Annotated in this window: 18 protein-coding genes; all 18 read right to left on the bottom strand. The window is 33.0% G+C overall.

Annotated features, from left to right (window positions below; all coding sequences use genetic code 11):
• Window positions 1-11: 11 nt before the first annotated feature.
• The gene (gene hprK, locus DW114_RS06735) at window positions 12-956 is read right to left on the bottom strand and encodes an HPr(Ser) kinase/phosphatase (protein ID WP_117453009.1); all 945 of its coding nucleotides are present in this window, start codon (window positions 954-956) and stop codon (window positions 12-14) included.
• A gap of 4 nt (window positions 957-960) precedes the next feature.
• Window positions 961-3,783, bottom strand: a complete 2,823-nt coding sequence (gene uvrA / locus DW114_RS06730; RefSeq protein ID WP_117453008.1) for an excinuclease ABC subunit UvrA — start codon at window positions 3,781-3,783, stop codon at window positions 961-963.
• Window positions 3,784-3,916: 133 nt separating this feature from the next.
• Window positions 3,917-5,509: an ATP-binding protein gene (locus DW114_RS22060; RefSeq protein ID WP_117453007.1), complete on the bottom strand. Its 1,593-nt coding sequence runs from the start codon at window positions 5,507-5,509 to the stop codon at window positions 3,917-3,919.
• A 102-nt stretch (window positions 5,510-5,611) separates the two neighbouring features.
• Window positions 5,612-6,466, bottom strand: a complete 855-nt coding sequence (locus DW114_RS06720) for a DegV family protein (protein ID WP_117453006.1) — start codon at window positions 6,464-6,466, stop codon at window positions 5,612-5,614.
• 66 nt (window positions 6,467-6,532) lie between these two features.
• Complete coding sequence (locus tag DW114_RS06715; RefSeq protein WP_117453005.1) at window positions 6,533-7,390, bottom strand: DegV family protein; 858 nt, start codon at window positions 7,388-7,390, stop codon at window positions 6,533-6,535.
• 124 nt (window positions 7,391-7,514) lie between these two features.
• Window positions 7,515-9,635 (bottom strand): type I pullulanase, encoded by a 2,121-nt coding sequence (gene pulA / locus DW114_RS06710; RefSeq protein WP_117453004.1) that lies wholly within the window; start codon window positions 9,633-9,635, stop codon window positions 7,515-7,517.
• 183 nt (window positions 9,636-9,818) lie between these two features.
• Window positions 9,819-10,493 (bottom strand): PspA/IM30 family protein, encoded by a 675-nt coding sequence (locus DW114_RS06705; RefSeq protein WP_117453003.1) that lies wholly within the window; start codon window positions 10,491-10,493, stop codon window positions 9,819-9,821.
• 72 nt (window positions 10,494-10,565) lie between these two features.
• On the bottom strand, window positions 10,566-11,546 hold the full coding sequence (locus DW114_RS06700; protein WP_147322619.1) for a hypothetical protein: 981 nt from the start codon (window positions 11,544-11,546) through the stop codon (window positions 10,566-10,568).
• A gap of 231 nt (window positions 11,547-11,777) precedes the next feature.
• Complete coding sequence (locus DW114_RS06690; protein WP_207732781.1) at window positions 11,778-12,941, bottom strand: M20 family metallopeptidase; 1,164 nt, start codon at window positions 12,939-12,941, stop codon at window positions 11,778-11,780.
• A gap of 93 nt (window positions 12,942-13,034) precedes the next feature.
• Window positions 13,035-15,446, bottom strand: coding sequence for a glycogen/starch/alpha-glucan phosphorylase (locus tag DW114_RS06685; RefSeq protein ID WP_117452999.1), 2,412 nt, complete (start codon window positions 15,444-15,446; stop codon window positions 13,035-13,037).
• A gap of 202 nt (window positions 15,447-15,648) precedes the next feature.
• Window positions 15,649-15,873, bottom strand: a complete 225-nt coding sequence (locus tag DW114_RS06680) for an acyl carrier protein (protein ID WP_117452998.1) — start codon at window positions 15,871-15,873, stop codon at window positions 15,649-15,651.
• Window positions 15,874-15,875: 2 nt separating this feature from the next.
• Window positions 15,876-17,072: an alanine racemase gene (locus DW114_RS06675; RefSeq protein ID WP_199483539.1), complete on the bottom strand. Its 1,197-nt coding sequence runs from the start codon at window positions 17,070-17,072 to the stop codon at window positions 15,876-15,878.
• Window positions 17,056-18,579, bottom strand: coding sequence for an amino acid adenylation domain-containing protein (locus DW114_RS06670; RefSeq protein WP_199483537.1), 1,524 nt, complete (start codon window positions 18,577-18,579; stop codon window positions 17,056-17,058). Before DW114_RS06670 ends, DW114_RS06675 begins: the two co-directional genes overlap by 17 nt.
• A gap of 2 nt (window positions 18,580-18,581) precedes the next feature.
• Complete coding sequence (locus tag DW114_RS06665; protein ID WP_117452995.1) at window positions 18,582-19,715, bottom strand: hypothetical protein; 1,134 nt, start codon at window positions 19,713-19,715, stop codon at window positions 18,582-18,584.
• A 9-nt stretch (window positions 19,716-19,724) separates the two neighbouring features.
• Window positions 19,725-21,380, bottom strand: a complete 1,656-nt coding sequence (locus tag DW114_RS06660) for an MBOAT family O-acyltransferase (protein WP_117452994.1) — start codon at window positions 21,378-21,380, stop codon at window positions 19,725-19,727.
• 95 nt (window positions 21,381-21,475) lie between these two features.
• Window positions 21,476-22,528, bottom strand: coding sequence for an NAD-dependent epimerase/dehydratase family protein (locus tag DW114_RS06655; protein WP_117452993.1), 1,053 nt, complete (start codon window positions 22,526-22,528; stop codon window positions 21,476-21,478).
• A gap of 9 nt (window positions 22,529-22,537) precedes the next feature.
• A complete protein-coding gene (locus DW114_RS06650; protein ID WP_117452992.1) occupies window positions 22,538-23,263 on the bottom strand; it encodes an IspD/TarI family cytidylyltransferase in 726 nt (241 codons plus the stop codon).
• Window positions 23,264-23,333: 70 nt separating this feature from the next.
• Window positions 23,334-26,060, bottom strand: coding sequence for a CDP-glycerol glycerophosphotransferase family protein (locus tag DW114_RS06645; protein WP_117452991.1), 2,727 nt, complete (start codon window positions 26,058-26,060; stop codon window positions 23,334-23,336).
• Window positions 26,061-26,069: the final 9 nt, after the last annotated feature.

Below are 26,069 nucleotides of genomic sequence, written 5' to 3'. Positions count from 1 at the left end.
GTTCCTCCTGTCTATTGTGCATTTTTGTTCTTTTCAATATAATCCAATACACGTTGTTCAAATTCTTTAGCGCTATCCATTCCCATTTCGGATAACATATAATTGGTTACCGCTGACTCAATAATGACGGCCATAGAACGACCTTCTCTGACTGGGACAACGATTTTAGGAATATCCACTCCCAGAATATTTTCGTGTTTCTTTTCTTCAATACCCACACGATCATAATCCTGATCAGGTTTCCACATTTCTAAATTCACCTGGAAATCCACCTGTGTTTTTGGAAGCACAGAACTTACGCCAAACATACGGGCAACATTGATGATCCCGATTCCTCGTATTTCCAGCATCCCACTTAACAGCTCTGGCGCTTTTCCCACAATCTTATTGTGGATACGATAACAATCTACACGATCATCTGCGACTAATAAATGTCCGCGTTTGATTAACTCCAGTGCAATTTCACTTTTTCCCATACCGCTTTCTCCACGAATCAGCACGCCTTTTCCATAGATGGATAATAACCCTCCATGCAGACATTGAGAACTGGCTAGTTTTTCATCCAAAAACGCTACCAGATCTACAATTAGACGTGTTGTCGCAGACTCAGAACTTAAGACTGGGAAATTTTTGCGTTTCGCACAACGTTTTAATACATCCGGGCATTTGTGTCCTTTTGTGATAATAATCGCCGGTGTAATTTCATTGGTGATAAAATCAAAAGCTCTGCGTTGTTTTTGTACACTCATTGTTGAGATATAGGCAATTTCTTTATCCCCTAATACAACAAGACGCTTTACCTGACTGTTTTCAAAAAAGCCGGCAAGCTCTAAACCAGGACGATTGGTATCAGCCATGACAATCTGACGATTCAGGCTTTCTTCATCTCCTGTAATCTGTTCAAAGTCAAAGGCCTCCACCAGCGCTTTGACGGATACACTTGTTATTTCTTCCATATCGTTATCCTTTCTGCAGTACCTTTTTTAAATACTGACCGGTAAAGCTTTCTGCCACTTCCGCTACCTGCTCCGGTGTTCCAGTTGCGATAATGCTTCCACCATCATCTCCACCTTCCGGACCAATATCTATAATATAATCTGCGCATTTGATGACATCCAGGTTATGTTCAATGACTAAGACAGTATCTCCGTTTTCCACAATACGCTGTAAAACCTCTAATAACCGCTTCACATCATGCGTATGTAATCCAGTTGTTGGCTCATCCAGAATAAACAATGTTTTCCCTGTCGCTTTACGCTGCAGCTCACTGGCAAGTTTTACACGCTGTGCTTCTCCACCAGATAAACTTGTGGCACTTTGTCCAAGTTTGATATAGCCAAGTCCTACATCTTTCAATGTCTGTAGTTTATGTTTGATTTTAGATACATTAGAGAAGAATTCCAATGCTTCATCCACTGTCATTTCCAAAACATCATAAATATTTTTACCTTTATACGTTACCTGCAAAGTTTCTTCATTATAACGTTTTCCACCACATTCCTCACAAGGCACATATACATCAGGTAAAAAATGCATAGAAATACGCAGGATGCCATCCCCTTGACATGCCTCACAACGACCGCCTTTCACGTTAAAAGAGAAACGTCCTTTTTCATAACCACGCATTTTCGCTTCTGGTGTATGCGTGAATAATTCACGAATATCATCAAATACTCCGGTATATGTGGCAGGATTACTTCTTGGCGTTCTGCCGATTGGATCCTGTGAGATGTCAATCAGTTTATCGATATAATCGATGCCTTTGATTTTTTTATGTTTTCCTGGTTTAATGCGTGTTCTTCCCAGAGCATGCATAATGCCTTTACTCAATACTTCATTCACCAAAGAACTTTTTCCACTGCCACTGACACCAGTCACAACGATAAAAGAACCTAATGGGAATTTAACATTTACATTCTTCAGGTTATTTTCACAAGCACCCATGACTTCTAATTTCTTGCCATTGCCTTTTCTGCGTTTCGCAGGTATTTCAATCTTCATTTTTCCACTCAGATACTGCCCTGTAATAGAATCAGGATTTGCCATAACTTCCTCAGGTGTACCAGCAGCTACAACATTGCCACCATGAATACCAGCACCTGGTCCTATATCGATAATATAATCACTTGCACGCATGGTATCTTCATCATGCTCTACAACAATCAAAGAGTTGCCCAAATCACGCATATCCTTTAAGGAATTGATCAAACGATCATTATCACGCTGATGTAAACCAATACTTGGCTCATCCAGCACATATAATACACCACTTAAATGAGAACCAATTTGTGTAGCCAGACGAATACGCTGCGCTTCTCCACCAGATAAAGTTCCCGCTAAACGATCAAGTGTAATATATCCCAGTCCAACATTGTTTAAAAAAGTCAAACGCTCTCTGATTTCTTTCACAATCAGTTTTGCGATTTCTTCCTGCTGTTTTGTTAATGTTAATTCATTCATAAATGTAATCGCATTGACAATCGACATCTGTGTCCATTCATAGATGTTTTTACCACCAACTATAACACTCAATGCTTGTGGATTTAAACGTTTTCCACCACATGTAGGACATGGTGCTTCCGCTAAGAAGGTCGCATACCACTCACGTGACATCGTAGAACTTGTTTCCATATAACGGCGTTCAATCAATGTACACACACCTTCAATAAATTCTGTTTTCTTTGTGACATTGCCACTGCGACTTGCCAGTTTATAACTGATCAAATCTTTAGAGCCATATAACATCACATCCATCTGTGCTTTACTTAAGTCTTTTAGCGGTGTATCAATACTAATATCATAATAATCCAGCAATGCCTTAAAACGCTGCCATTCCAGATTTTCTGTATTTACGATATTTTTATAATAAACAATACCGCCTTCACGAATTGATTTACTACGATCAGGAATCAGATAATCCAAATCTACCTTCTGTGTAATACCTAAACCTTTACATGTATCACATGCGCCAAATGGTGCATTAAATGAAAATAAACGTGGTTCCAGACGTGGCACAGAAAAACCACAATATTTACAGGAATAATTGCTGGAGAATAACATCTCCTGATCATGATAGGCAACAATTGCCAAACCATCACTTAGTTTCAATGCTGTTTCTAAAGAATCATGTAAACGGGAACGATCATTTCCTTTTACGATACGATCGATTACCACATCCACATTATGCTTTTTATTTTTTTCTAAAGCTTCCACATCTTCCAAAAGTTTTAATTCCCCATCCACACGGACACGGATATAACCTTCTTTTTGAAGATTTTCAAACAAATCTTTTTGTGTACCTTTTTTTCCATGAACAATAGGAGATAAAATTGTTAATCGTGTTTTATCTTCCAACTCCATTACTTTGTCTACCATCTGTTTAATGGTCTGTGATGTAATGGGTTCATGATGGGTAGGACAATAAGGTACCCCTACACGTGCATATAAAAGACGTAAATAATCATAAATTTCAGTCACAGTACCCACGGTAGAACGTGGATTATTACTGGTTGTTTTCTGATCAATAGAAATAGATGGTGATAATCCTTCAATAGAATCTACATCCGGCTTTTCACTTCCACCTAAAAACTGTCTGGCATATGCACTTAAACTTTCCACATAACGACGCTGCCCTTCTGCATAAATCGTATCAAACGCCAAAGAGGTCTTTCCTGAACCGGAAACACCAGTCATAATAACAAACTTATCTCTTGGAACCTTGATATCAATGTTCTTTAGATTATTCTCTCTGGCACCTTTTATATCTATATAATCATGTTTCATAATGGTAACCTCCAAACTTCTCTACTATTATACATTAGTCTTACCCAAAATTCCTATGATTTGACAATTTATTTTTGAGAACAATGTAAAAAAGACAGGGAAATAACTTTTGTAACCCCTGTCAGTTATATTCTTATGATTTTCGTTTATATCTTCGATTACGATTAGCCCCCAGCGTTTCGACCTTGCCTGATTCAATCAACGCCTTCATCAAAACCTTAACACGTGTTTCTTTCAGAGAAAGCAATTCACAAAATTCTATTAAACGATATTCCAAACCTGTTTCCATATAATCTAAGATTGCCTGTTGATATGTTTGTGTTTTCGACGTTACATCTTTTTTTATCGTCACTTTTTTATCGTCACTTTTTTCTTTAGGCACATGATATTCTGTTTCTGTTTCTTTGATAAGCATAGTGCTATCATCTGTAAATACTGTTTTTTTACGCTTATCGCCACTTTTTATCGTCACTTTTTTATCATCACTTTTTATCGTCACATTTCTTTTTGATAACGGCAGAGTCAAGATCGTACGGTTGGGATGAAATTGTTCTTCAATCATGGGCGTATCAAAATTTTCATTTTCCCACACCTGGAAGATATCAGGCACACCACTCCCTGCTCTTTCTCCAATTTTGATAAGATTAAACATTTTCATCAAAAGCTTATTTCTGGGATCAGATATACCACCTCGTATCATTTGCTGTTTTCCGGTTCTTATATCCCCGGGATTTTCGATAATAATTTGATCACTGCTTTTTTTGATCACGATTCCACGTTTTCCATAATAATCTGTATTGATAATACAATTTGCCAACGCTTCTCTTATCGCTTTATGAACCATCGTATCATCTATACGGTTTCCATGCTCAATTTGAAAAGGTACTTTAACATCTTTTGTTAGTTTATGATATACTCTAAAGTAAAAATCAAATAGATTACCCGTCCAATCTCCTGAATTAGAATGCATGCGATCTGTCCATCGAATGGTTGGATCCAGCAATTCCTGATAATCTAAAAAATATTCAGGAAATTCTCTTACGATGCAGTATTCTTCTCCAAACATCAATAAGCCTGCTGCTGTAGGATGTAACTTTTTATCATTTCTAGTTTCAGCAATCGCACCGATTCTTTGAAGATATTCATCTTTTTCCAGTTTTTCCCAAAGATGATGATGACTCAACAGAACATGCCGGTTACGATACGCTTTTATTGTATCCTCATTCAAAACATCAATATCAAAATAATCTAAGACTTTCATGTCCATTGTTTCTTCAGGCTGATCACGAAGCATCGCCATAACTTCATCTTTTGTACAACGATAATCTCCTTCATAATTTCTTCGATAAGTTCCTTTAAACATATCACCATTAATATAAATTGGCCGTTCATCTCTACCTGCTTTTGGTATATAAATTACCATGATAATGTTTCCATCTTGTTCATATATTTCAATATCATCATCACGTAATAAATTCATACTTACTTTTTGTCTATTATTTATAATATTCCAAAATTCTTTTAGTAATTTTGAAGAATCTGCTAAACCAGAAGCATGCCATGAACCATTTTTATTCTCTTCTACACCTAATATAATGACACCACCATTAGAATTCGCAAAAGAAGAATAAGTTTCCCATAAACTTTGTGGCAAACCGTTTTTGGCTTTTTTTACTTCATAACGATTATTTTCTCTATATTCATAAAATTTTTCAATTTGAAACATAACATCACCTCCATATTCTTTATACCTTATGTATGCTTAGTATACCATATTTTTATACCCTTGCAAGCTAAAAAAAGAAGAGCTTTCCGCTCTTCACATTTCTTAATCTTTGATCATTTTAAAATACTGTACCGCCTGACAGCCTCTGCCGGTGTGAACACCAACAACGCTAACCAATTTAATAATCTGATGCTTGGCATTAGGAAAAGCTGCTTTGATTTTTTCCATATATACATCAGCCTCTTTTGCGTCATCCGCATGTGCTACGGTAATCAGATAAGAATCATCCACATGTTCCTTTTTCATAATCTCTATGACATTATCCATAGCACGATGCATTGTTCTTACTTTATCCGCAACATCTATTTTTCCATGTGTTTCCTGATTAATCTTCAAAATTGGTTTGATTTTCAATAAGCCACCAAGTGTTGCGGCAAGTGGCGTTAAACGACCGCCACGTTTTAAATGCTGAAGATCATTTGGTAAAAGGATAGTATTGGTTGTATCTACGATTCTTCCCAATACTGCTTTAATTTCTTCCATGCTTTTGCCATCTTCAAATAAAGCCTTTGCCACTTTGATCATATATTCCTGCACAACTGCAGTTACATGGCAATCTACATATTCAAATACAATACCTAATTGTTCACAACACATCGCCATAGCATTGATCGTACCACTTAATCCACTACAAATTGGTACAGCGAAAATACGTTCATATCCTTCTTCTTTTAATTTAGAAAATAATTCTTCTATTTTACCTAATGATGGTAAAGAGGTAGATAACATCTTTCCATCCTTCATTAAAGCATATGCTTCATCTATTGTAATATCTTCCTGATCATGAAAGTTTTTACCATCATAACTTACCTGTAAAGGCACACTGTAAATCCCATCTGCCATCAGTTGTTCAACGCTTTTCCCACAACCACTATCTGTCACAAATGCTGTTTTCATTTGATTCAACCTCCCATTTTATAATTTATATTATACACTTTTTGATAAGAGAAAAAAACTGTATTACTACAGTCCTTTCACTTTTTTGATATATTGAATACCCAGACATCCTAAGCCGGTATGTGCTGAAATAACAGCCCCGATCAATCCATAATAGATATCCAGCCCTAGGAATGATTCTTGCATTAGTTCTTTTAACTTTTCACCAGCTTCTGGTGCGCCACTATGCAGAACAGTTAAGGTATAGGTTTCATCAAGATTGGCACTTTTAAAAGTGTCCAGCATTTTTTGTTGCGCTTTTGACGCTGTACGCACTTTATCAAATACATCCACTTTTCCCTGGGATGTTTCATTTAATTGAAGAATCGGCTTGATTTTTAATAATCCACCTAATGCTGCCGCTAATGGTGTTAATCGTCCACCACGTTTTAAATGCTGTAAATCATCTGGCATTATCAAAGTATTGCTGTTTGCGGCACTATCTTTTAAACGGGTTAAGATTTCATCTAATTCTATTCCTTGTTTAACTAACTGTATTGCTGATAGAGCAAGATAACGTTGAATATTGCAGGTTGTATATGTTTCGATTACTTCTAAAGGCAATTCACAGCGTTTTGCACATGCCTGCATTACACTGCATGTAGAGGATAATCCTGATGTCAAAGGTATGGCGATTGCAGCTTCATAGCCTTGTTTTTTGATTTCATGGAATACTTCTTCCATAATCCCCATAGGAGGCATTGAAGTAGTTGGCATTTCTCCATTTCTTAAAAATTCATAGATCTCTTCTACGGTTATATTTTCTCCATCCAAATACATTTTATCATTTACGATAATCTGTAATGGCAGATAATAGATTCCAAGTTCATTGGCCTGTTGTTTTGTTAATCCACTTCCACTGTCTGTTATTACGGCAATTTTCATAGCTTTCCTCCATTCCATCAGAATAGTTTATATTCTGACAATGTGTAAAAATTGATTTTTTTTACCTGTTCCATTATACCAAGTATAATTTGAATGTCAAACAAAAAGCCGAAATTATCGGCTTTTATACATATTTCTTTAAAAAGATCATGGTACTATATGGTGTAATATTTGCATATTGAATCAAGATATCTTCTGCAGGTCCATCATGGTATAACAATTGATATGCATCCGATAAATCATAATGGAAAGTTTCCCCTGTAGGATTAAAGATTGTGATAATTTCTTCGTTATCATCTTTTGCCTTATATAGCAGCACCTTTTGATCAATTGTATCGAAGGATACATTTTTTGCGACTTCTTCCGCATCTGCATAGCGAAGACATGGATGTGCTTTACGGATTTTAATCAAAGCTTTTGTACAATCCACGATATCCTGATAACGATTTCTTCTCGCATAATCTATCTTATTGATTTCATCGCTTTCTTCATATGTGTTGTTCATTCCATGTTTTGTACGGGCAAATTCCTGTCCACTGTGGATAAAAGGAATCCCCTGCGCCATTAATACTGCCGCAATCATCATTTTCTGACGAGATATCCGTACATCACGATCATCTTCTTTACAGCATTCTTTAACCTTATCCCAAGAAGTCATATTATCATGGCATTCTACATAATTTACAGCATTTCTAGGATGTTGGAACATTTTTTCCACGCCAATATCATTACAGCTTCCACATAGACAGTTTTTCATGATATCAATCAGATAAACAGCTCCTGTACAATATCCTTTCACATTTACTTCATTTACATCCGTTCTGCCTTTGATAACATCACGGAAACGATCAGAGAAATGTGCAACTCTTGGCATTTGTGCATTATTACGAATACTTGCACGTTGACGATAATCTAAAAAGCTTGGCATATCCCATCCTTCTCCATATACCATAAAGTCAGGGTTAATAGCTGCGCATGCCTGATATATCTGATTCAGAGTATCAATATCCAAAATACCCATTAAATCAAATCGTAGTCCATCAATATGATATGTTCTAACCAGCCAAACACATGTATCAATCATATACTTACGTGACATCTTTCTGGTAGAATCCACATCATTTCCACAATACGTTCCATTAGAAAAATCACCGTTTGCATTCATTTGGAAATAATAGTTTGGTACTGTCTTTTCAAAAAATGAATCTTCTTTATCATATACGTGATTGAATACGATATCTAAATTGACACGGATATCATTTTTATGACATTCTTCAATCAACTTGGAAAATTCAAATATTCTTCCATAAGGATTCGTAGGTTCTACACATAAACTGCCTTCTAAACAACGATATTGTACTGGATCATATCCCCAGTTATAGTGCATCAATGGATAAAGCTCATTTACTGATCCAAAATCAAGTACCGGCATCAGCTGGACATGGGTAATCCCTAAAGACTTTAAATACGTAAATCCGGTATCCAACTCTTTTGTAGTTTCATTTTCTTCCACAAATCCACTATATTTACCAGGCTTTGTGACACCAATACCTTTTTGCATTGTAAAATCACGCACACTTGTTTCATAAATAATTGCATCTGTGGCATGCTTCATTGGTGTCAGAGGATAATCTCTTATACGGATTTTATCAGGATCAATGACAGCTGAGCGAGCATTGTTTTCTACGCTGGCGCATGCATATGGATCAATCGTCTGAAGCCATTGTCCATTAACTCTTACAAGATATACATATGTTGCATTTTCTAGATTTTCTAATACAGATAATCGAAATACACCATAGTTACTGCGTCGCATTTCCAATGTTTTCACTACACCGTTTTTACATATCTCAACTTTTACACGAGCCGCAGTTGGTGCCCATAAGGCAAAAGATGTATGGTCACGATGATATACACAGCCTAAATCATCTCCATCATAGTAAAACATTTCATCAAAACGTTGGGTTTTAACGATTCCACTGTATTGCAGGACAATTGAACGTGCATGCTGATGTACAACATAATACTCTACACCAATTTCTAAAGGCTCATATAAAGATAGTGTAAATTTATTGTAGTTATTTTGCGTTGTTTCAATTGTTTGTATATGCAAATCAATAATCTGACCATATTTGTTTGTCAGATAAAATTTATTACTGATGCCACCATAGCTATTTTTAGATAAATAAACAATAACTTTATCAAAATCATCCAGGTAGGCCTCATAAAATGTTTGTTGTCTCATGTTCATCACCTTATTTATTATACCAAAAAAAGTGAAGCTACGCTCGCTTTATATGAAATTGATTTTAATTTTGTGCAGTTTTTTTTTAAACTTATCACGGTTATAAAATTCCTTAAGAAATTTATAAAGAAAAACATGCGATATGTGACATTTCACTTATCGCATGCTTCTGCATTTTTTATATTACAGACCCATTTCTTGTTTCATTTTTTCTAAAGCTTCATCTACAGAGGCTGAACTTCCTGCATATTTAGCTTCTAATTCTGAAGCAGCATCCGCTGGTTCTTCGTTTAATTCTGCGACTGCATTTGCTTCATCTAGCATACGGTCAGCTTTTTCTTCCATTCTTTCAAATGCACGCATAGAACCGCTGGCAGCATCCATAGATCCTGTAACTTTATTGATTTTTTCCTGTGTTTTTGCGACTGCCACTTTTGCTTTGACATTTGTTCTACGTTGTTCTAATGATTTTAAATCATTTGTTAGTTTATCGTGCATCTGACGCATTTTCACAGCATTTTCATGTGCAACTGCATAAGATTTTTCTAAATCAGCGCCACTTGCTTCATATTGCTGTTTCTTTTCAAGGAATACTTTTGCATCTCCTTCATTTCCAGCTGTTAAAGCTTTTCTTGCTAAGCCATCATACTTGGCAATCTGTTCTTTGTTTTCTTCTACTAAACGAGCTGTACGTTTTTCTTCAGCCATAATACTGGCTGTTTCTTTTTTCACTTCAGCTAACTGTTCTGTAACCTGACGCATATATTCGTCAATCATTTTTGATGGATCTTCACATTTGTCCAATAATGCATTGATATTGGCTGTCATAATATCCTTAAATCTTGCTATAATTCCCATAATAAATCTCCTTCCTCACGTGTTTTTATCACGGATATGTAAACAGAAAACATGGGATTTTCCGTTTATCGCCTAATCTTTGTATTTTTCTTCTAAATCACTTGTATCATCTCCAAAAGTTTCTAGTGGTTTCTCCAGTATATCTTTTGTGAAGTCTTCTTTTTCTTTTGCACGTTTCGCTTTAATTCTAATAATCATCACAAGTGCTACGATTACTGCAATGATACATAGTGCGATAACAGCTACTTTCATAAAGTCCCAACCATTGGTTGGCTTGCTCATAATTGTTTTCGCTGTATCGGTGAACGTTTTAGAAATCATTTTTTCCATGGAAAGAGAAGTATCTCTATAATTTTTTTCAAAATTACCCCAAAAGATTGAAATCGCTTCATTGTCCATGATTGTATCTGCGGAATAACCACTTAAATATCGGAAACTTCCATCCATTTCACTTCGAGAATCATTCCTGCAAGCAAAATATGCAAATACGAAATGTCCTTCATCTTTGAATGTATCAGAATATAGTTTCTCTAAATATTGATCAGCTTTATTCGCATTGATATCATTTCCATTCCACATATCACTGTTATATGGAATAATTGCAACATAAGGCTGTACACCTGTTTCATCATAAAAATCCTCTAATCCTTCGATCATCACTTTTTTATTATGAACCCAGCCCATATCATCCATATACCAATCACTCTTCGATACTACACCGCTTAATGGTTCTCGTTTTGTAGTATTCTTCTGTTGTGGCTTGCTGTCAGCCTTGAATGCAAATAACACTACTACCAGAACAATAATTGCTGCCAAAACATAAGAAATCAAAGGTGTTCTACGATATGGTCCTCTTGGAGGTCTTGGTCCTCCGCCATAGTAATATGTTCTATGGTATCTTGGACGATAGGATGAACGATACCCTGAATTGCTGCTGTGTCCACCACCAAAGCTTCCACTTGATCTTCCTCCGCCGCTAAAGCCGCCAGAAGAATGTCCGCCGCCAAAACCGCCGCTGCTGTGTCCGCCGCCACCGCCACTACTTCTGCCCATGACATCACCTCCATCATGTATATTCTCATTATATCAAAATTAGAAATAAAGGAAATCAATTTTTGAATTTAGGCCCTAAATTTGTAAATCAACTATGTAAAATATATATTTCTGATGATTTTGACCATCTCTTTCTGATTTTTTTATTTTTACAAAATGGAAAAACTGTAATTCATATCCAAAAAAAGTATCTCATCACATAAAATGACAAGATACTTTTTTTAATTTTTACTATTTACTGATTGTTTTTTTGAATTCCGCTTTTGCTTGATCTAGCAAACCATCTTCTACGATCAATCGACGAGCAAGATTAGATAATGCAATTGCTCCATCTCTTAATGCCTGTGTACCTGCTTCTGATATTGTTGCGCAAGCCATTTCTTTTGAATGACCATTGACATTCTCATCAGCAATTTTTATATATCCATGTAATGTTGGACAACAATAGCTGACACTTCCTACATCACTGGAACCGCAAGGAACTTCATCCACTGGTTCTACCTGTGTTCTTCCAAGCGCTACATATTCTTCTTTCAAAGCGTCTGCCAAAGTATAATTGATAATACAATCATCATAAGGACATTCATAAGTACTGACTTTATACGTACAGCCAGTAGCTGCACAAGCCCCTTCCACACATTGAATTGCCTTTTGGCTTAATTCTTTCACATATGCCATGGTTTCACCTCTAAAATAATATTCCATAGAAGCATATGCAGGAATAACATTTGCGGCTTCCCCACCATTGCGAATAATGCCATGGATATAAGTGTTAGGTAGTACATATTGGCGCATCATGGAGATTGCATTATATGTTAACACAGCTGCATCCAGTGCACTTTTCCCATGTTGTGGAGAACATCCATGCGTATTTACACCAAAAAATTCAAACTTCAATGGATTTAATGCTACTGTTCTTCCACCTAAACCATTTTTTGTATCTGGATGAATCATCATTGCGGCATCTACATCATCAAATACATGAGCATTTGCCATGGATACTTTTCCACCAAAATTTTCTTCAGCAGGTGTACCAATGACACGAATTTCTCCACCAATTTCATCAATAATGCTTTTTAAAGCACAGCCAGCTGCAAGTGAAGTTGCCGCAATCAGGTTATGACCACAGCCATGTCCTACTTCTGGCAATGCATCATATTCACACATAAAGGCAATGACTGGTCCAGGTTTATTGCTTTTATAAGTCCCAATAAAACCTGTTGGAACTACAAATGCTTTTTCTGTCTGAAATCCATTTTCTTTTAGTGTATTACTTAACAACTCCATTGCCTGAAATTCTTCATTTCCTACTTCTGGATGTTCATACAAAAATTTCACAATAGATGTATACGTATCCATATGTTCCTCGATATAATTTATTAATCTTTCTTTCACAAAAATACCTCCCTTATTTTCTTTCCTCTATTGTATCTTAAAAACCTAGAATATGACAAGAAAAAATAGAGACAAAACGTCCCTATCTTTTCTCTATTTTACCTTGATTGGATGAATATCCCAGATTTCATCAGCATATTGTTTAATTGTACGATCACTGGAGAAGAAACCAGATTGAGCGATATTAATCAAACAAGCTCTAGCCCATGCTGCTTCATCTCTGTATTTTTCTTCGATGTTACGCTGTGCATGTGCATATGCTTCAAAATCAGCCAATAATAAATATTCATCATTTTTGAACATCAATTCGTTATAAATCTGTTTAAAGTCTTTTGGATCATTTGAGAAAGTACTATCCACAAAACTATTTACAATTTTCTGGATATCTGGATTTTTATTGTATTTATCCCAAACATTGTAGCTGTTTTCATGTCTGATCAATGCTACATCATCTGCACGTAAACCGAAGATTTCTGCATTATCATAACCAACACGTTCCACAATCTCAACATTCGCACCATCCATTGTACCAAGCGTCAATGCTCCATTCATCATAAACTTCATGTTTCCTGTACCACTTGCTTCTTTACCAGCAGTAGATATCTGTTCAGAAACATCAGCAGCATTCATTAAGATTTCTGCAATACTTACACCATAGTTAGGAATAAATACCACTTTCATATAAGGATTAATGTCAGAATCATTGTTCACTTTATCTGCAACACAATGAATTAGCTTGATTACTTCTTTTGCAAATGTATAAGAAGGAGCTGCTTTTGCGGCAAAGATAAAAGTTCTTGGATAAATTCTAAAGTTTGGATCAGATTTCATCTTGAAGTACAAGTGAATAATATTCATCACATTTAACAACTGACGTTTATAAGCATGTAGACGTTTTGCCTGTACATCAAAGATAGAATTAACATCAACTTCAATACCTAATGTATCTTTGATATATTTTGCTAAAATCTTCTTACGTTCCATCTTCACTTCCATGAAATCTTTTTGAAGTCTTGGATCATCTACATAATTCATCAAATCGATTAAACGTTCTGGATTTTTCTTGAAGTCTGGTCCGATTGTTCTTTCTAGCAGCTTTGTTAACTGTGGATTAGAATAAATTAACCATCTACGGTGTGTAATACCATTTGTCTTGTTGTTGAATTTTGCTGGATAAATGTCATAGAAGTTCTTCATAACATCTTTTATTAAGATTTCTGTATGAAGTGCAGCTACACCATTGACACTGTGTGAGCCAATGATAGCAAGGTTAGCCATGTGTACCTGTCCATCTTTTAATACACAACATTCATTCATTAAATCTGCTCTTCCCATATCATGAGAAACCCAGTATTTGAAACGACGATCAATTTCTTCAATAATCATATATACACGAGGCAATAATTCCTGTACATATTGAATTGGCCATTTTTCTAAGGCTTCACTTAATACGGTGTGGTTTGTGTAGGCCATGGTTTTTGTTGTAATATCCCATGCCTGATCCCATTCGTATTTGTATTCATCCATCAAAATACGCATTAATTCAGGAATACATAATACAGGGTGTGTATCATTTAACTGAATTGCATTCTTTTCTGCAAAGTTATCCAAATTTGGATAGTTTTTCAGATGGGAATCGATAATGTTATAAAGTCCTGCTGATACAAAGAAATACTGCTGTTTCAAACGTAAGATTTTTCCATGTTCTGTAGAATCATCTGGATAAACATTTCTACAGATTTCACGTACTTCATTTACATATTCGCTTAAGCTAGCAGCATCACATGCATCATCTGCAACTTCAGCACTCCATAAACGAAGTGTATTTGTAACTTTAGTATCATAACCTACGATAGGAACATCATAAGGTACTGCACGTACAATCAAACTTGGGACATGGTTAACGATAGCTTTGCCATCTTCCCCCATCCACATATCAACATGACCGCCAAATTTTACATTAACAGCATGTTTTGGTTTACGTACTTCCCATACATTTCCTAAAGAAAGCCACTGATCAGGTACTTCGACCTGTTCGTTGTTTACGATTTTCTGTTTGAATAACCCGTATTCATAACGAATACAGTTACCATTACCAGCAAGATTTAAGCTTGCTAGTGAATCAAGGAAACATGCAGCAAGTCTGCCTAAACCACCATTTCCAAGTCCTGCATCGCTTTCTAAATCTTCTAATTCGTTTAAATCGATTCCTAGATCTTCTAGACCTTCTTTTACGATGTCATAGATTCCTAAGTTCATCAAGTTGTTTGTCAACAATCTCCCCATTAAGAATTCCATAGAGAAATAGTACATCTGTTTTTCGCCCTTATCAGATATAACATCTTTTGTTTCCTTAGAGTGGAAGCTGGCATAATCTCGTACCATTTCGCCTAGAATCATATATTTTTCAGTGATGTGCGCCTGTTCGATAGAACGGCCGTAGCGTTCGATGATTCTTCTCTTGAATTCCTCTTTGAATTCTCTTTGGTTTTTGAATTCGTTCATTTTAACTACTCCTCTCAACCTCACGTTTCATTTTACAATATTTAGCTTGTAATTACAAACGTATTTCGGTATATTCCAAGTGAAATTATAGACATTTTTTTAGATTTTATGCCAGTTTATGTTATGTCAACAATAAGCAAGCGGTTCCAAAAATTTGTAAGAAAAAAGCACAGATTATTTAAATTCTGTGCTAGATTTACGCTTATCCCTGTAAACGTTGAATCATTTCCCAAAGTGCTTTTGCGGAATTGAAGTTTTCTGGCACAATGTCTGGTGCAGATACTTCTACATCAAATTCATCATTGATTTCAGATACGATTTCCAAGATTGCAAAAGAATCTAATAAACCATCATCAATCAATGTTGTGCAATTTTCATAATCAACATCTGGGTTTACTTCATTTAAAATTTCTAATAATTTTTCCATTTCTATCTACCTCCTATGGATTTATAGTTCAACACATTTGTTTCAAATGTGTCTCGCATAAGTGTTAACCCTTCCTGTTTATCGTATAGATAAATTTTAGGAAGATCTCTGCTTAGGAATAAAGATATTCCTTCATACATGCAATATGCTCCAGTATTTTGAAATTCAATAATATCACCAATTTCAGGGTGATGCAGTGGAAGACTTTTCACAATATTATCATTCACTGTACATAATGAGCCTGAAATATTACATTTAACTTCTTCATTACCTGTTTCTTGAGCTTTTAATTGGCGATAATAAGGAATTTTCATTGCCATCATTTGACCAAAATAATTTATTTGATGCATACCACCATTTACAATACACCATATAATATCATTGTTTTTCTTCATATCAACGATTTTTGTATAATATGATCCACATGTTGCTGCTATAAATCTGCCAAGCTCTAAAGTAATTTGTCCTTTGAAATTCATATTGTTTAGAAGCTCTTTAAATCCTTTTAACAGTTCTTCTTCATCATAAGGTTTTGCGTCTTTAAAAAATTCGACATAAAATCCAGGACCAAATTCCAATTCTTCTGCTTCATATCCATATTCTACTTTTAATTTTGAAAGTAAATCATCTGCATATTTTAATTCTTCCTGATATCTAGAAAGTTTTTTTCTCTGTGTTCCAGAAAAATGTTGAATACCTATAATTCTTACACCTGTATATTGATTTCTGTCTTTCACTAATTGACACAATTCTGCTTCATCAATACCAAATTGATTGCCTGTAGTTACACGCAATAATACACGAACACAAATGTGATTTGTGTTAGCCGCCTCATCAATCAAATGAAACTGGCGTACTGATTCACAAGTATAAACAATAGCATCTTTATAAGTTGACACAATACGTTTTGTATCATTTTCCTCTTTATAAACACCTGATAAAACTACTTTATCCATAGGAACCTTTGCTCTTTCACAGATTTTAAATTCTCCTGGAGAACACACCTCATAGCGATCAATTGCATCTTTTATATTACCTACTACAAAAGGATTGGCTTTCATAGCATAACATAAATGCACATTTTTTCCTAGTAAATTTTTAATCTTTTGAATTCTTTCTTTCAATACATCTATATCAAATACATATGCTGGAGTATTCGTTGTAGACATTATTTCTTGATAATTAGGCCTGTACAACATCTTCACCTTCAATCTTTTTCTTTAACTCTGTACGATCTATTTTCCCGTTTTTTGTAATTGGAAACTGTTCTACTTGAATAAATACATTAGGTATCATAAATACCGGCAATGTCTTTTTCAAACCTCGCACAATTTCTTTTTTATCAATCGCTCCATCATAAAATGCATGGATTTTATTGTTTTCAAAAATACAGCACGCTCTTTTAATTTCATGTATACTTTCCATAGAACCTTCGATTTCGCCCAACTCTATGCGATGTCCCATGTGTTTAATCTGGAAATCCTTCCTAGATGCAAAACATAATAAACCATCTTCATTGTAATATGCTAAATCTCCAGTACGATATATTGTTTCCAGATAATAAGGATTCAATGGATTTTGTGTAAATGCCTTTTGCGTTTGTTCTGGGTTATTGTAATACCCTAATGTAACAGCAGTTCCACTAACACAAAGCTCACCTTTTTTTCCAGGTTCTTTAACTTCTTTATTTTCATCGTCTAATAAAAACACACGCTCATTTGGGAAAGGTTTTCCAATAGGAATTACATCCCCTGGTTCATAATCTTCTTTGATGATATGATAAGTACAATTACATGTTATTTCTGTTGGCCCATATAAATTAACATACATTGCATCAGGCAAGTATTCTCTCCAAATATTTAATTGTTTTACAGGCATTACTTCACCGGAAAACATTATTTTGTTCAATTTTGTAGGGACCTTATATTCAAATCCTTTTAATGTGCTGATAATACATATAGCAGATACTGCCCAAATAATCGTAGTCACTTCACGTTCACAAAGGAAATCAATCAACTTTGTTGGGAATGAGAAGAATTGTTTAGGAATAATCTGCATGGTTGCACCTGTAGCAATTGTTGAATAAATATCTTTTACAGAAACATCAAAATCCCAAGGTGCCTGATTTCCAATTACATCTTCACTCGTAATTCCAAAGGTTTCTGTAAATACATCAATGAAATCAATTACACTTCGATGAGCGACAATTACACCTTTTGGAATGCCTGTTGAACCTGAAGTAAAAATTCCATACAGTGGATCAGTATCTAATGCCTGTTCTTTGATTTTCATTAAGGAGTTTTCATTTATTACATTATCTTCTTCTAATTCTTCCAGATATATGACTTTTCCAGCAAATTCTATCTTTTTTAAATCTCTATCATAACCCATTGATGTAATCAATGTATTCACATTCAATGTATTTAATATATGATCTAATCTTGTTTTAGGTTGTTTTGTATCTAGTAAAACATAAAAACATCCTGCATATACTATTCCAAAGAACAATGAGATAGTATCCACACTTTTTTCCATAAAGACTGGAATAGGTGTTCTTGGTGAAAATTGTTTTGCTAATTGAGAACCAATCCCTTTAGAACGTTTTACTAATTCTTCATAGGTTATACTTTTATCTTTATCTGCGAAAGCAATTTTATCTGGATACTGTGCTGCTGACTTCTCTAAATAAGTTAATATATTAAACATAATTACTCCTCCCCATCAGAAAAAATAATATCTTCAAATTTTCTAATATCATATTTTATATTTTCATTATTTTGTATTTTATTTTCAACCCATTTAAATATACGAGAATATGTTTTATATTCGATATTCCATTTTTCTTTTGTTTTATCAGAATGATGATCTCCACTCAAATGATATTCTTTATCAAATAGAGAGGCTAGATAACGTGTAACTTTCTGCTGACCATATATATTTACATGATTATGATCATAAAAATCTTCATGAACATCTAGTCCTATCTTTTCTAAATCATAATCCAAATCATATACTTTATAGCCATACTGACTAATAACTTTACTAGCTTGTGTTAATGCTCTTCTTTGAACAAGCATTCTTTTTTCATAATATCTTGGAGTATTAACAAAAACTACATTCTTAATTTCATTTTCCTTTAAATAATCTAATAAATCATATAAATGCTTTCCAGATTCATTAAATAATGGTTGTGTTTCATGATAATTAGTGATATCTATAATATTTTTTCTATTAGCTTTTTTTGCAGTACCACTCATACCACTTACTGATAAATTATTCCTATCAAAGAAATAACGTGTTTCTAGTATAGACATTTTTATACAATACCCCAACTTTTCCCAGTTATTATGATATTTAAGAACTGGATTAATATAACTATCTCTTTGATCCTTTGGAACTAAATAATTAATAGTATCTATTTTATTTTGAGAATAAGGCATATTATCAATCCATAATCTTAATGAGCCTTCTTTAGTTTCTAAATTATCATTATACATAACTCCATTCATATCAACAACTATTAATTTAGGTTTTTGTGTTTTCATTGTTTCTATTAACATTGATTTCATAATTCCCATAGGCGCTCCAGAAGTAGCTAAAACATAACTAGTAAACCCATATTCCTTCCATGCTAAAGGAGAACTGAATGAAGTATAAACAGAACTGGAGCCAATAACTACCATATCTAAACTATCTTTTTCTTCTTTATAAAAATTCTTGACACGAACTTCATTTGGTGTCAATTGTCTATCAAACGCAAAAGCACAACTAGTAAAAGCTAGTAATAATGCAATGGCAATAATACTAATTTCTGCTAAATTTCTTAATTTTCTTTTCTTCATAAAGTCCTCCTAAAATTGCATATATACAAATTGATTAGAGCTCATACCAGGTCCATACATTCCTAAAGCAATAATGGCTGCAAATGCTATAAAGTAAATAAAAAATTTAAAGACCAAATTCCTTTTATTAAACCAATCACGTATTAACATCTTTTCTTGGAAAACATCAATAATAAATAAAATGATCAAAGATGCTAATAAAACTATGTAATTTGCTTTATTTAATCCAAAGGTTAATAATTCTGCTTTAATGTTTAAAGGGAAATCAATTATTTGGAAAGATTTTAAAAATATATCCCATGCTGCATGCAAATTCTCAGCTCTAAAAATGATGCATCCAATACATGTTATCCAGAAAGTTCTTAAGATTTGAAAACCAATGAATAATTTTGAGTTTGTTTTAATTTTCAATTTCGTATTTAACCAATCAAATATTGGTTTCATTAAACTAGCTATTGCGATTAATACGCCATAAAATAGCCCCCATACTATATAATTCCAATTGGCCCCATGCCATACTCCAACCAAAAAGAATACTAAAATATTTCCAATAGCAACAGGAAGTGTTCTTCCTAAATATTTACCAAATCTCTTTTTAGTTGCTTTTCCTAATTTACGCATAACTTTCGTCAATGAGAATGGATAAAAAACATAATCTTTCATCCAAGCACCTAAAGACATATGCCATCTTCTCCAAAACTCTGGAATCGTCCTTGAAAAATATGGTCTTTTGAAATTCTCTGCCATCTCAATTCCCATTGCTTGAGCACAACCTCGCGCTATATCTATACATCCAGAAAAGTCAGTATAATCTTGTATTGCATATAAGAAAATCCCAATTATTGTACCAACACCAGAGATGCTTAAATAATTTCCAAAAACAAAATCTGCAACTACAGCTACTCTATCAGCTATTACCATTTTTTTAAAATATCCCCACATCATTAATTGAACACCATAAACAATATTTTTTTCTGAGTTGGCATTAGGTTTATACAATTGTGGTGCTAAATCTTTAAATCTTCCAATTGGACCTTCTATTATTTGAGGAAAAAAAGACACAAATAAAGCTACTTTTCCTAAATTTCTTTCAGCATTCACTTTTCCCCAATAAACATCAATAACATATGACATTGTCTGAAAAGTATAAAATGATATCCCTAATGGTAGGATCAGATTAAAAGTAGGAACTCTATTCGCCAAAGAAATAGAATCAAATAATACATTTAAATTTTGTGCAAAAAAGTTAAAATACTTTAAGAATACTAAAATTCCAAAATTTAAAACAAGTAAAGAAATTAAAATGAACTTCCTATTTTTCTTGATTTTTTCTTTTTCTATTTTCTTCTCAGCAGCAGTTAAATCCATATCTTTGATTTTTCTTTCTTCAACATGTGTTTTATCAATCATAATAGCTCCAATATAAGAACTTATTGTTGTTATAATTATAAATAATGCAAATTTCACACTTGCATATAAGTAGAAAAAATAGCTAGAAAGAAGTAAAAAAATCCATCTATATTTTAATGGTACTATATAATATAAAATCAAAATCACTACAAAAAACAATAAAAATGTTAACGTATTAAATGCCATATTTATGCCCCAATCCTTATCTTTTTTTAATATCTGCTTAATTTCAAAGCCATTTTTAGTATATATCATATATATAACGTATGTCTACTTAAGAAATCTTAATTGATAATATAAATAAAAAGTATCATTAGTCATATGTTTGGCTTCATGATACTTTTTTAAATCTATAAACAACCTTTTTCTTTCTCAATTTCTAAATAATGTATAGTTCTTAAAAAGCCTTCTTCCAATGTATTATTCGGATTCCATCCTAACTTTCTTAATTTTGCGCTACTAAGTATTCCTCCAGTAAAAGGAGCACAGCCATTATTTTTTTCTTTTGGTATATCAAAAATCAATTTCAATTTCTTTTCTGGAGTTATCTTAACTAATAATTCTGCGAGTTCCTTAATAGAAACTTTGCCATTTTCATCGCCAATATTATATACCATGTCATCACTGTTCAATAAAACATAAAACATTCCAGCAATAGCATCAGCAATATAGGTATATGTACGTACACTTGTTCCCTCACTTTTTAATACAATATTTTCATTAAACAAAACATTTTTTAAAAAGTCTGCCTGAACACGGCCATCATAAATCGACATCCCAGGACCATATGTATGAGCTAATCGCGCAATTTTAGTATTTAGTCCATACTGTGATTTAAAACTTGAACACATAGTTTCAGCTGCTTTCTTTCCTTCTGGATAACAAGATCTTGGATCTAACGGATTTACAAAACCATAACTGTTTTCATCAAAAAATTCTTGTCCAGGATATGGTTGTCCATAAATTTCACGAGATGATATGAACATATAACCTTCTGATTTTTTTTCATGAGCCAATTGTAATGTATAAAATGCTCCTAATGTATTTGCAGCAACTGTACCTACAGGATCATCTTTCATAATGCTAGGGCTAGCAGGACTTGCAGCATGTATAATATAGTCCACGTTCCCATCATAATTAAATGGTTTTGTAACATCGTGCGATAATAGTTCGACATACGCATTATCTTTTATATCCTCAGCCACTTTTTTCACATTTCGTACGACTCCAATTACTTTAATACCCATATTCATTGATTCATTTAACTCTAATAAAGTTCTAACAAAATATGAACCAACCATGCCACTTGCACCTGTAACCATTACACTTTTATTTTTTAGAGCATTCCAATTAATATTTTGTTTTACGATTCTTTGTAAATCTTCTTTTAAAATACAATTCATAGTTACCTCCTATTTTAAACCTAAAATTTGTTCATTTTCTTTATACTGCAATAATGCCCTTAACACATAAAAATCTTCAGGTGTAGTAACTTTTATATTTCCTCTATTTCCTTGAACGATATAAACTTGTTTACCTAGATTTTTATATAGATTACATGAATCAGCGATGTCTATATATTCAGGATTAATTTTTCTCATTTCTTCATGTGCACTTACAATTTCTCCTAAATAAAAACTTTGAGGGGCTTGTGCAGTAAAGGTTTCTTTCTTTAATGGCATTTCTTCTACTTGATGTCCATCTTTACTTAGAATAGGTGTTTCAAAGAATGCAGTACACGTAATTGCACTACCATATTTTTTTACACTTTCAATATTCTTTTCTATAACCTCTTCACTAACAAAAGGTCTAACTCCGTCATGTATTAAGACAATAGAGTCTTTAGGATTCTCATTATACGCTGCTTTTAAAGCGTGAAAAATAGAATCCTGCCCTGTTACTCCACCTTCTACTATTTTAGCGACTTTTGTAATTGCAAATCTATTGGTTAAATTTTTTAAAGTTTCCATATAGTCTGCTTTGCAAGCTATATAAATTTTATCAATTGCTGGGCTATTTTGGAAATTATCTAATGTATGTATGATAATAGGCTTCCCATTAATTTCCAAAAACTGTTTAGGCATCCCTGCCCCCATTCTTACACCACTGCCACCTGCAAATATAATTGCTATATTCATATTTATTCACTCCTTACGGATTTTTCTAATCCTTCCTATTTTATTATAACTTTTTCAAATTGAAATGTCTTTATTTTTTTCTTGATTTATCAATATCAACCTGTTTTTGGTATTTCATAATCTCCTTATAAATTCTTTCACAATTATTATGATCATTATACACATAAAAATTATCTGCTCGTTCTCTGTACATATCTTTCATATTACATCCTTTTCTCATATAATCACATAAAACATCAACTAATTGATCTGATTTCGTACAAATTTCCCCAAATCCCATTGAATCATAAAAGAAAATACCATCATCATAATGTGGAGGTAATACCTCAGGATGAAAATAAACTATAGGTTTTCTCATATATGCAAAATCAAACTGCACACCAGAGTAATCAGTTACCATTAAGCTTGATTCTGTTAATATTTTTTCATAACTTAAATCTCCTACAGATGGAATTACTTCAAGTTCAGAATTTGGAGTAAAATCATCTTTTTGTGAACTCAAAATAGGATGCAAAAGAAATTTAATTTTATAACCATATTTTTTTGCACATGCAATTAATTTTTCATTATTGATTAAATCATTATATACATGAAAATATAGTGAATTTTTAAATTCTGGATTATATCCTCTCTGCTCTCCTTCACTAGTTGTGACAGGAAGAGCATTATACATTCTCCATGTTGGTGATAATAAAATTTGTTTTTTATCATTATTTTTTAAGCCATCATAACGTCCTATACCAGTTAATTTCAAAATATCAAAACCTTTATAACCATAAGCATGTTTAGATAAATTATCATATTCAAATTTACTTGCTAAAAAATACATCATTGTATTATCAATAATCCTTCTTTGAGCAATTGCACATTTTTGAACAGATAAACCATGTTGTAAACACATTGATCCAAAGTTGCATAATCCTCTTATATATTTAGAAGTTCCTTTATTATATCCATTAAAAGGGAATAAATGGGAATTTGTTATCAAAACAATATCAGCATTTACGAAAACCAGCTTATGCTTTAAACTACCATTTTTCAATGGTTTATAACCGTCTTTTACTAAATTTTTATAATCTATTGTATTTTCATTAATCAAATAATATTTTGTAATTCCATCTTCAAAATTTGCACAGTATCGATATAAATATTCACAACTATCTCCACCCTTATACAACTTATCTAACATTAACCATATTTTTTGTTTTTTGAAGTATGGATGTGTAATCCAATATAACCATCGAAAACCCAAAGCTTTAAAATCTTTTTTCTTATGGTTTCTAATCAAATTCAATTGAAACTGAATTTCTCGCTTCAAAACATTTGTTTTAGTTGCCAATTTTATATTAATACCATTATTTGCATGGTGACATAGATACTTATTAAATCTCCAATATGAATACCTAGGTGATTTAGATAATTTAGCCCAATGATTTGCAAAAGATATTTTCATTTGAAATTCTTCACCTTGAATCTTTGCATAAAAAGTTATCCTTTGCATTTTTTTGTTTTCATCTAAAGGTATTTCTAAATGATAAGTCAATCTACGATAGCCTGGAACGCCAAAATATTTAGTTAAAGAATAAGCATCGGTATCTTCTACTATATATTTTTTATCATTAAATAATGCATAAAACTGAACATCACTATGTTGAAAAATACTAATTAAAGAACCATCTATCCAAATTTTCCCATTAACATAATTCATTACATTAATAGTAAATCTGTGAGTACTTAATGTTGAAATTAAAAACTCTTTAAATCGCATATCGATATCTCTGCCCTCGATACTATCATATGCATAATAATTATATTTTACATTCTCTTTACCATATTTAATACGCAGATACATACATCTAATCTCTGGATTTTTTGTTATATAGGGCAATTCATCCTGATTTAACAAATAATAATCATCTATTTCAAGAAATAATTGATGAACTAAAATTAAATATTCTTCTAACGACTTACCTAATAAAACCTTTTTGTTTCTATTATCTTTATTAGCCATCATTCTACAATTTATATAGTAAACAAAATAATTTTGAAGAAAAGCTGGTAAACATTGTTTTTTTTCTTTTGCGTATTCTATAAGATCAAATACATAATCTTTTATCGATTCTTGATACCATTTTATATCATGGGATGGGACATGATATAAAACTTGATTTTCTCTTGGTGCATAATATTTGTAAAATGCTTTAGGAACAGAAATATATTTAGCATTATTTAATAAGAGTTTCATCACCATATCTGTACCATATTCAAAAGGAAGATTTTCTTTGAATTTTATACTTTTTATTTCTGTTGTTTTGAAAACAGATGAATCTAAAGCAGTAGTTAACCTCTCATATGTTTTGGTTAAGTCGCATATTTCATATTCCTCAATGAATTTTTTACTTAAAATATGCTGAATTTTATCCTTGGTCATTAATGGATTTATACAATAGGACTTTGTTACAGAAAATGATGCTTCTTTATATTGTTTCAATGCTTTTAAATTTTCATTTATAAAATTTGGGCTTAAGATATCAAATGATTCCATAAACATAACATATTGAGTAGTGACCATTTGAATTGCTTTATTTAATACTTCACCAGGGGTCCCTTCATATTCTAAAAACAAAAAATTATCTTTTGGTATTTGAATTAATTCTTGAACTTTTTTTATATCTTCCCCTACTATTAAAACATTATAACTACAATGCTTTTGCGATTTTATACTTTTGATTGTTTGAAGCAGGCCTTCTATACCGTTTTTTAGAGTTATAACAATTGTAATTTCAGTTTTATCCATTATATACAC

Source organism: Absiella sp. AM09-50 (assembly GCF_003433845.1).
Classification (GTDB): Bacteria; Bacillota_I; Bacilli_A; order Erysipelotrichales; family Erysipelotrichaceae; genus Hoskinsella; species Hoskinsella hominis.
Note: the sequence above shows the minus strand (reverse complement) of the source record. Positions and strands in the feature narration are given on the sequence as shown.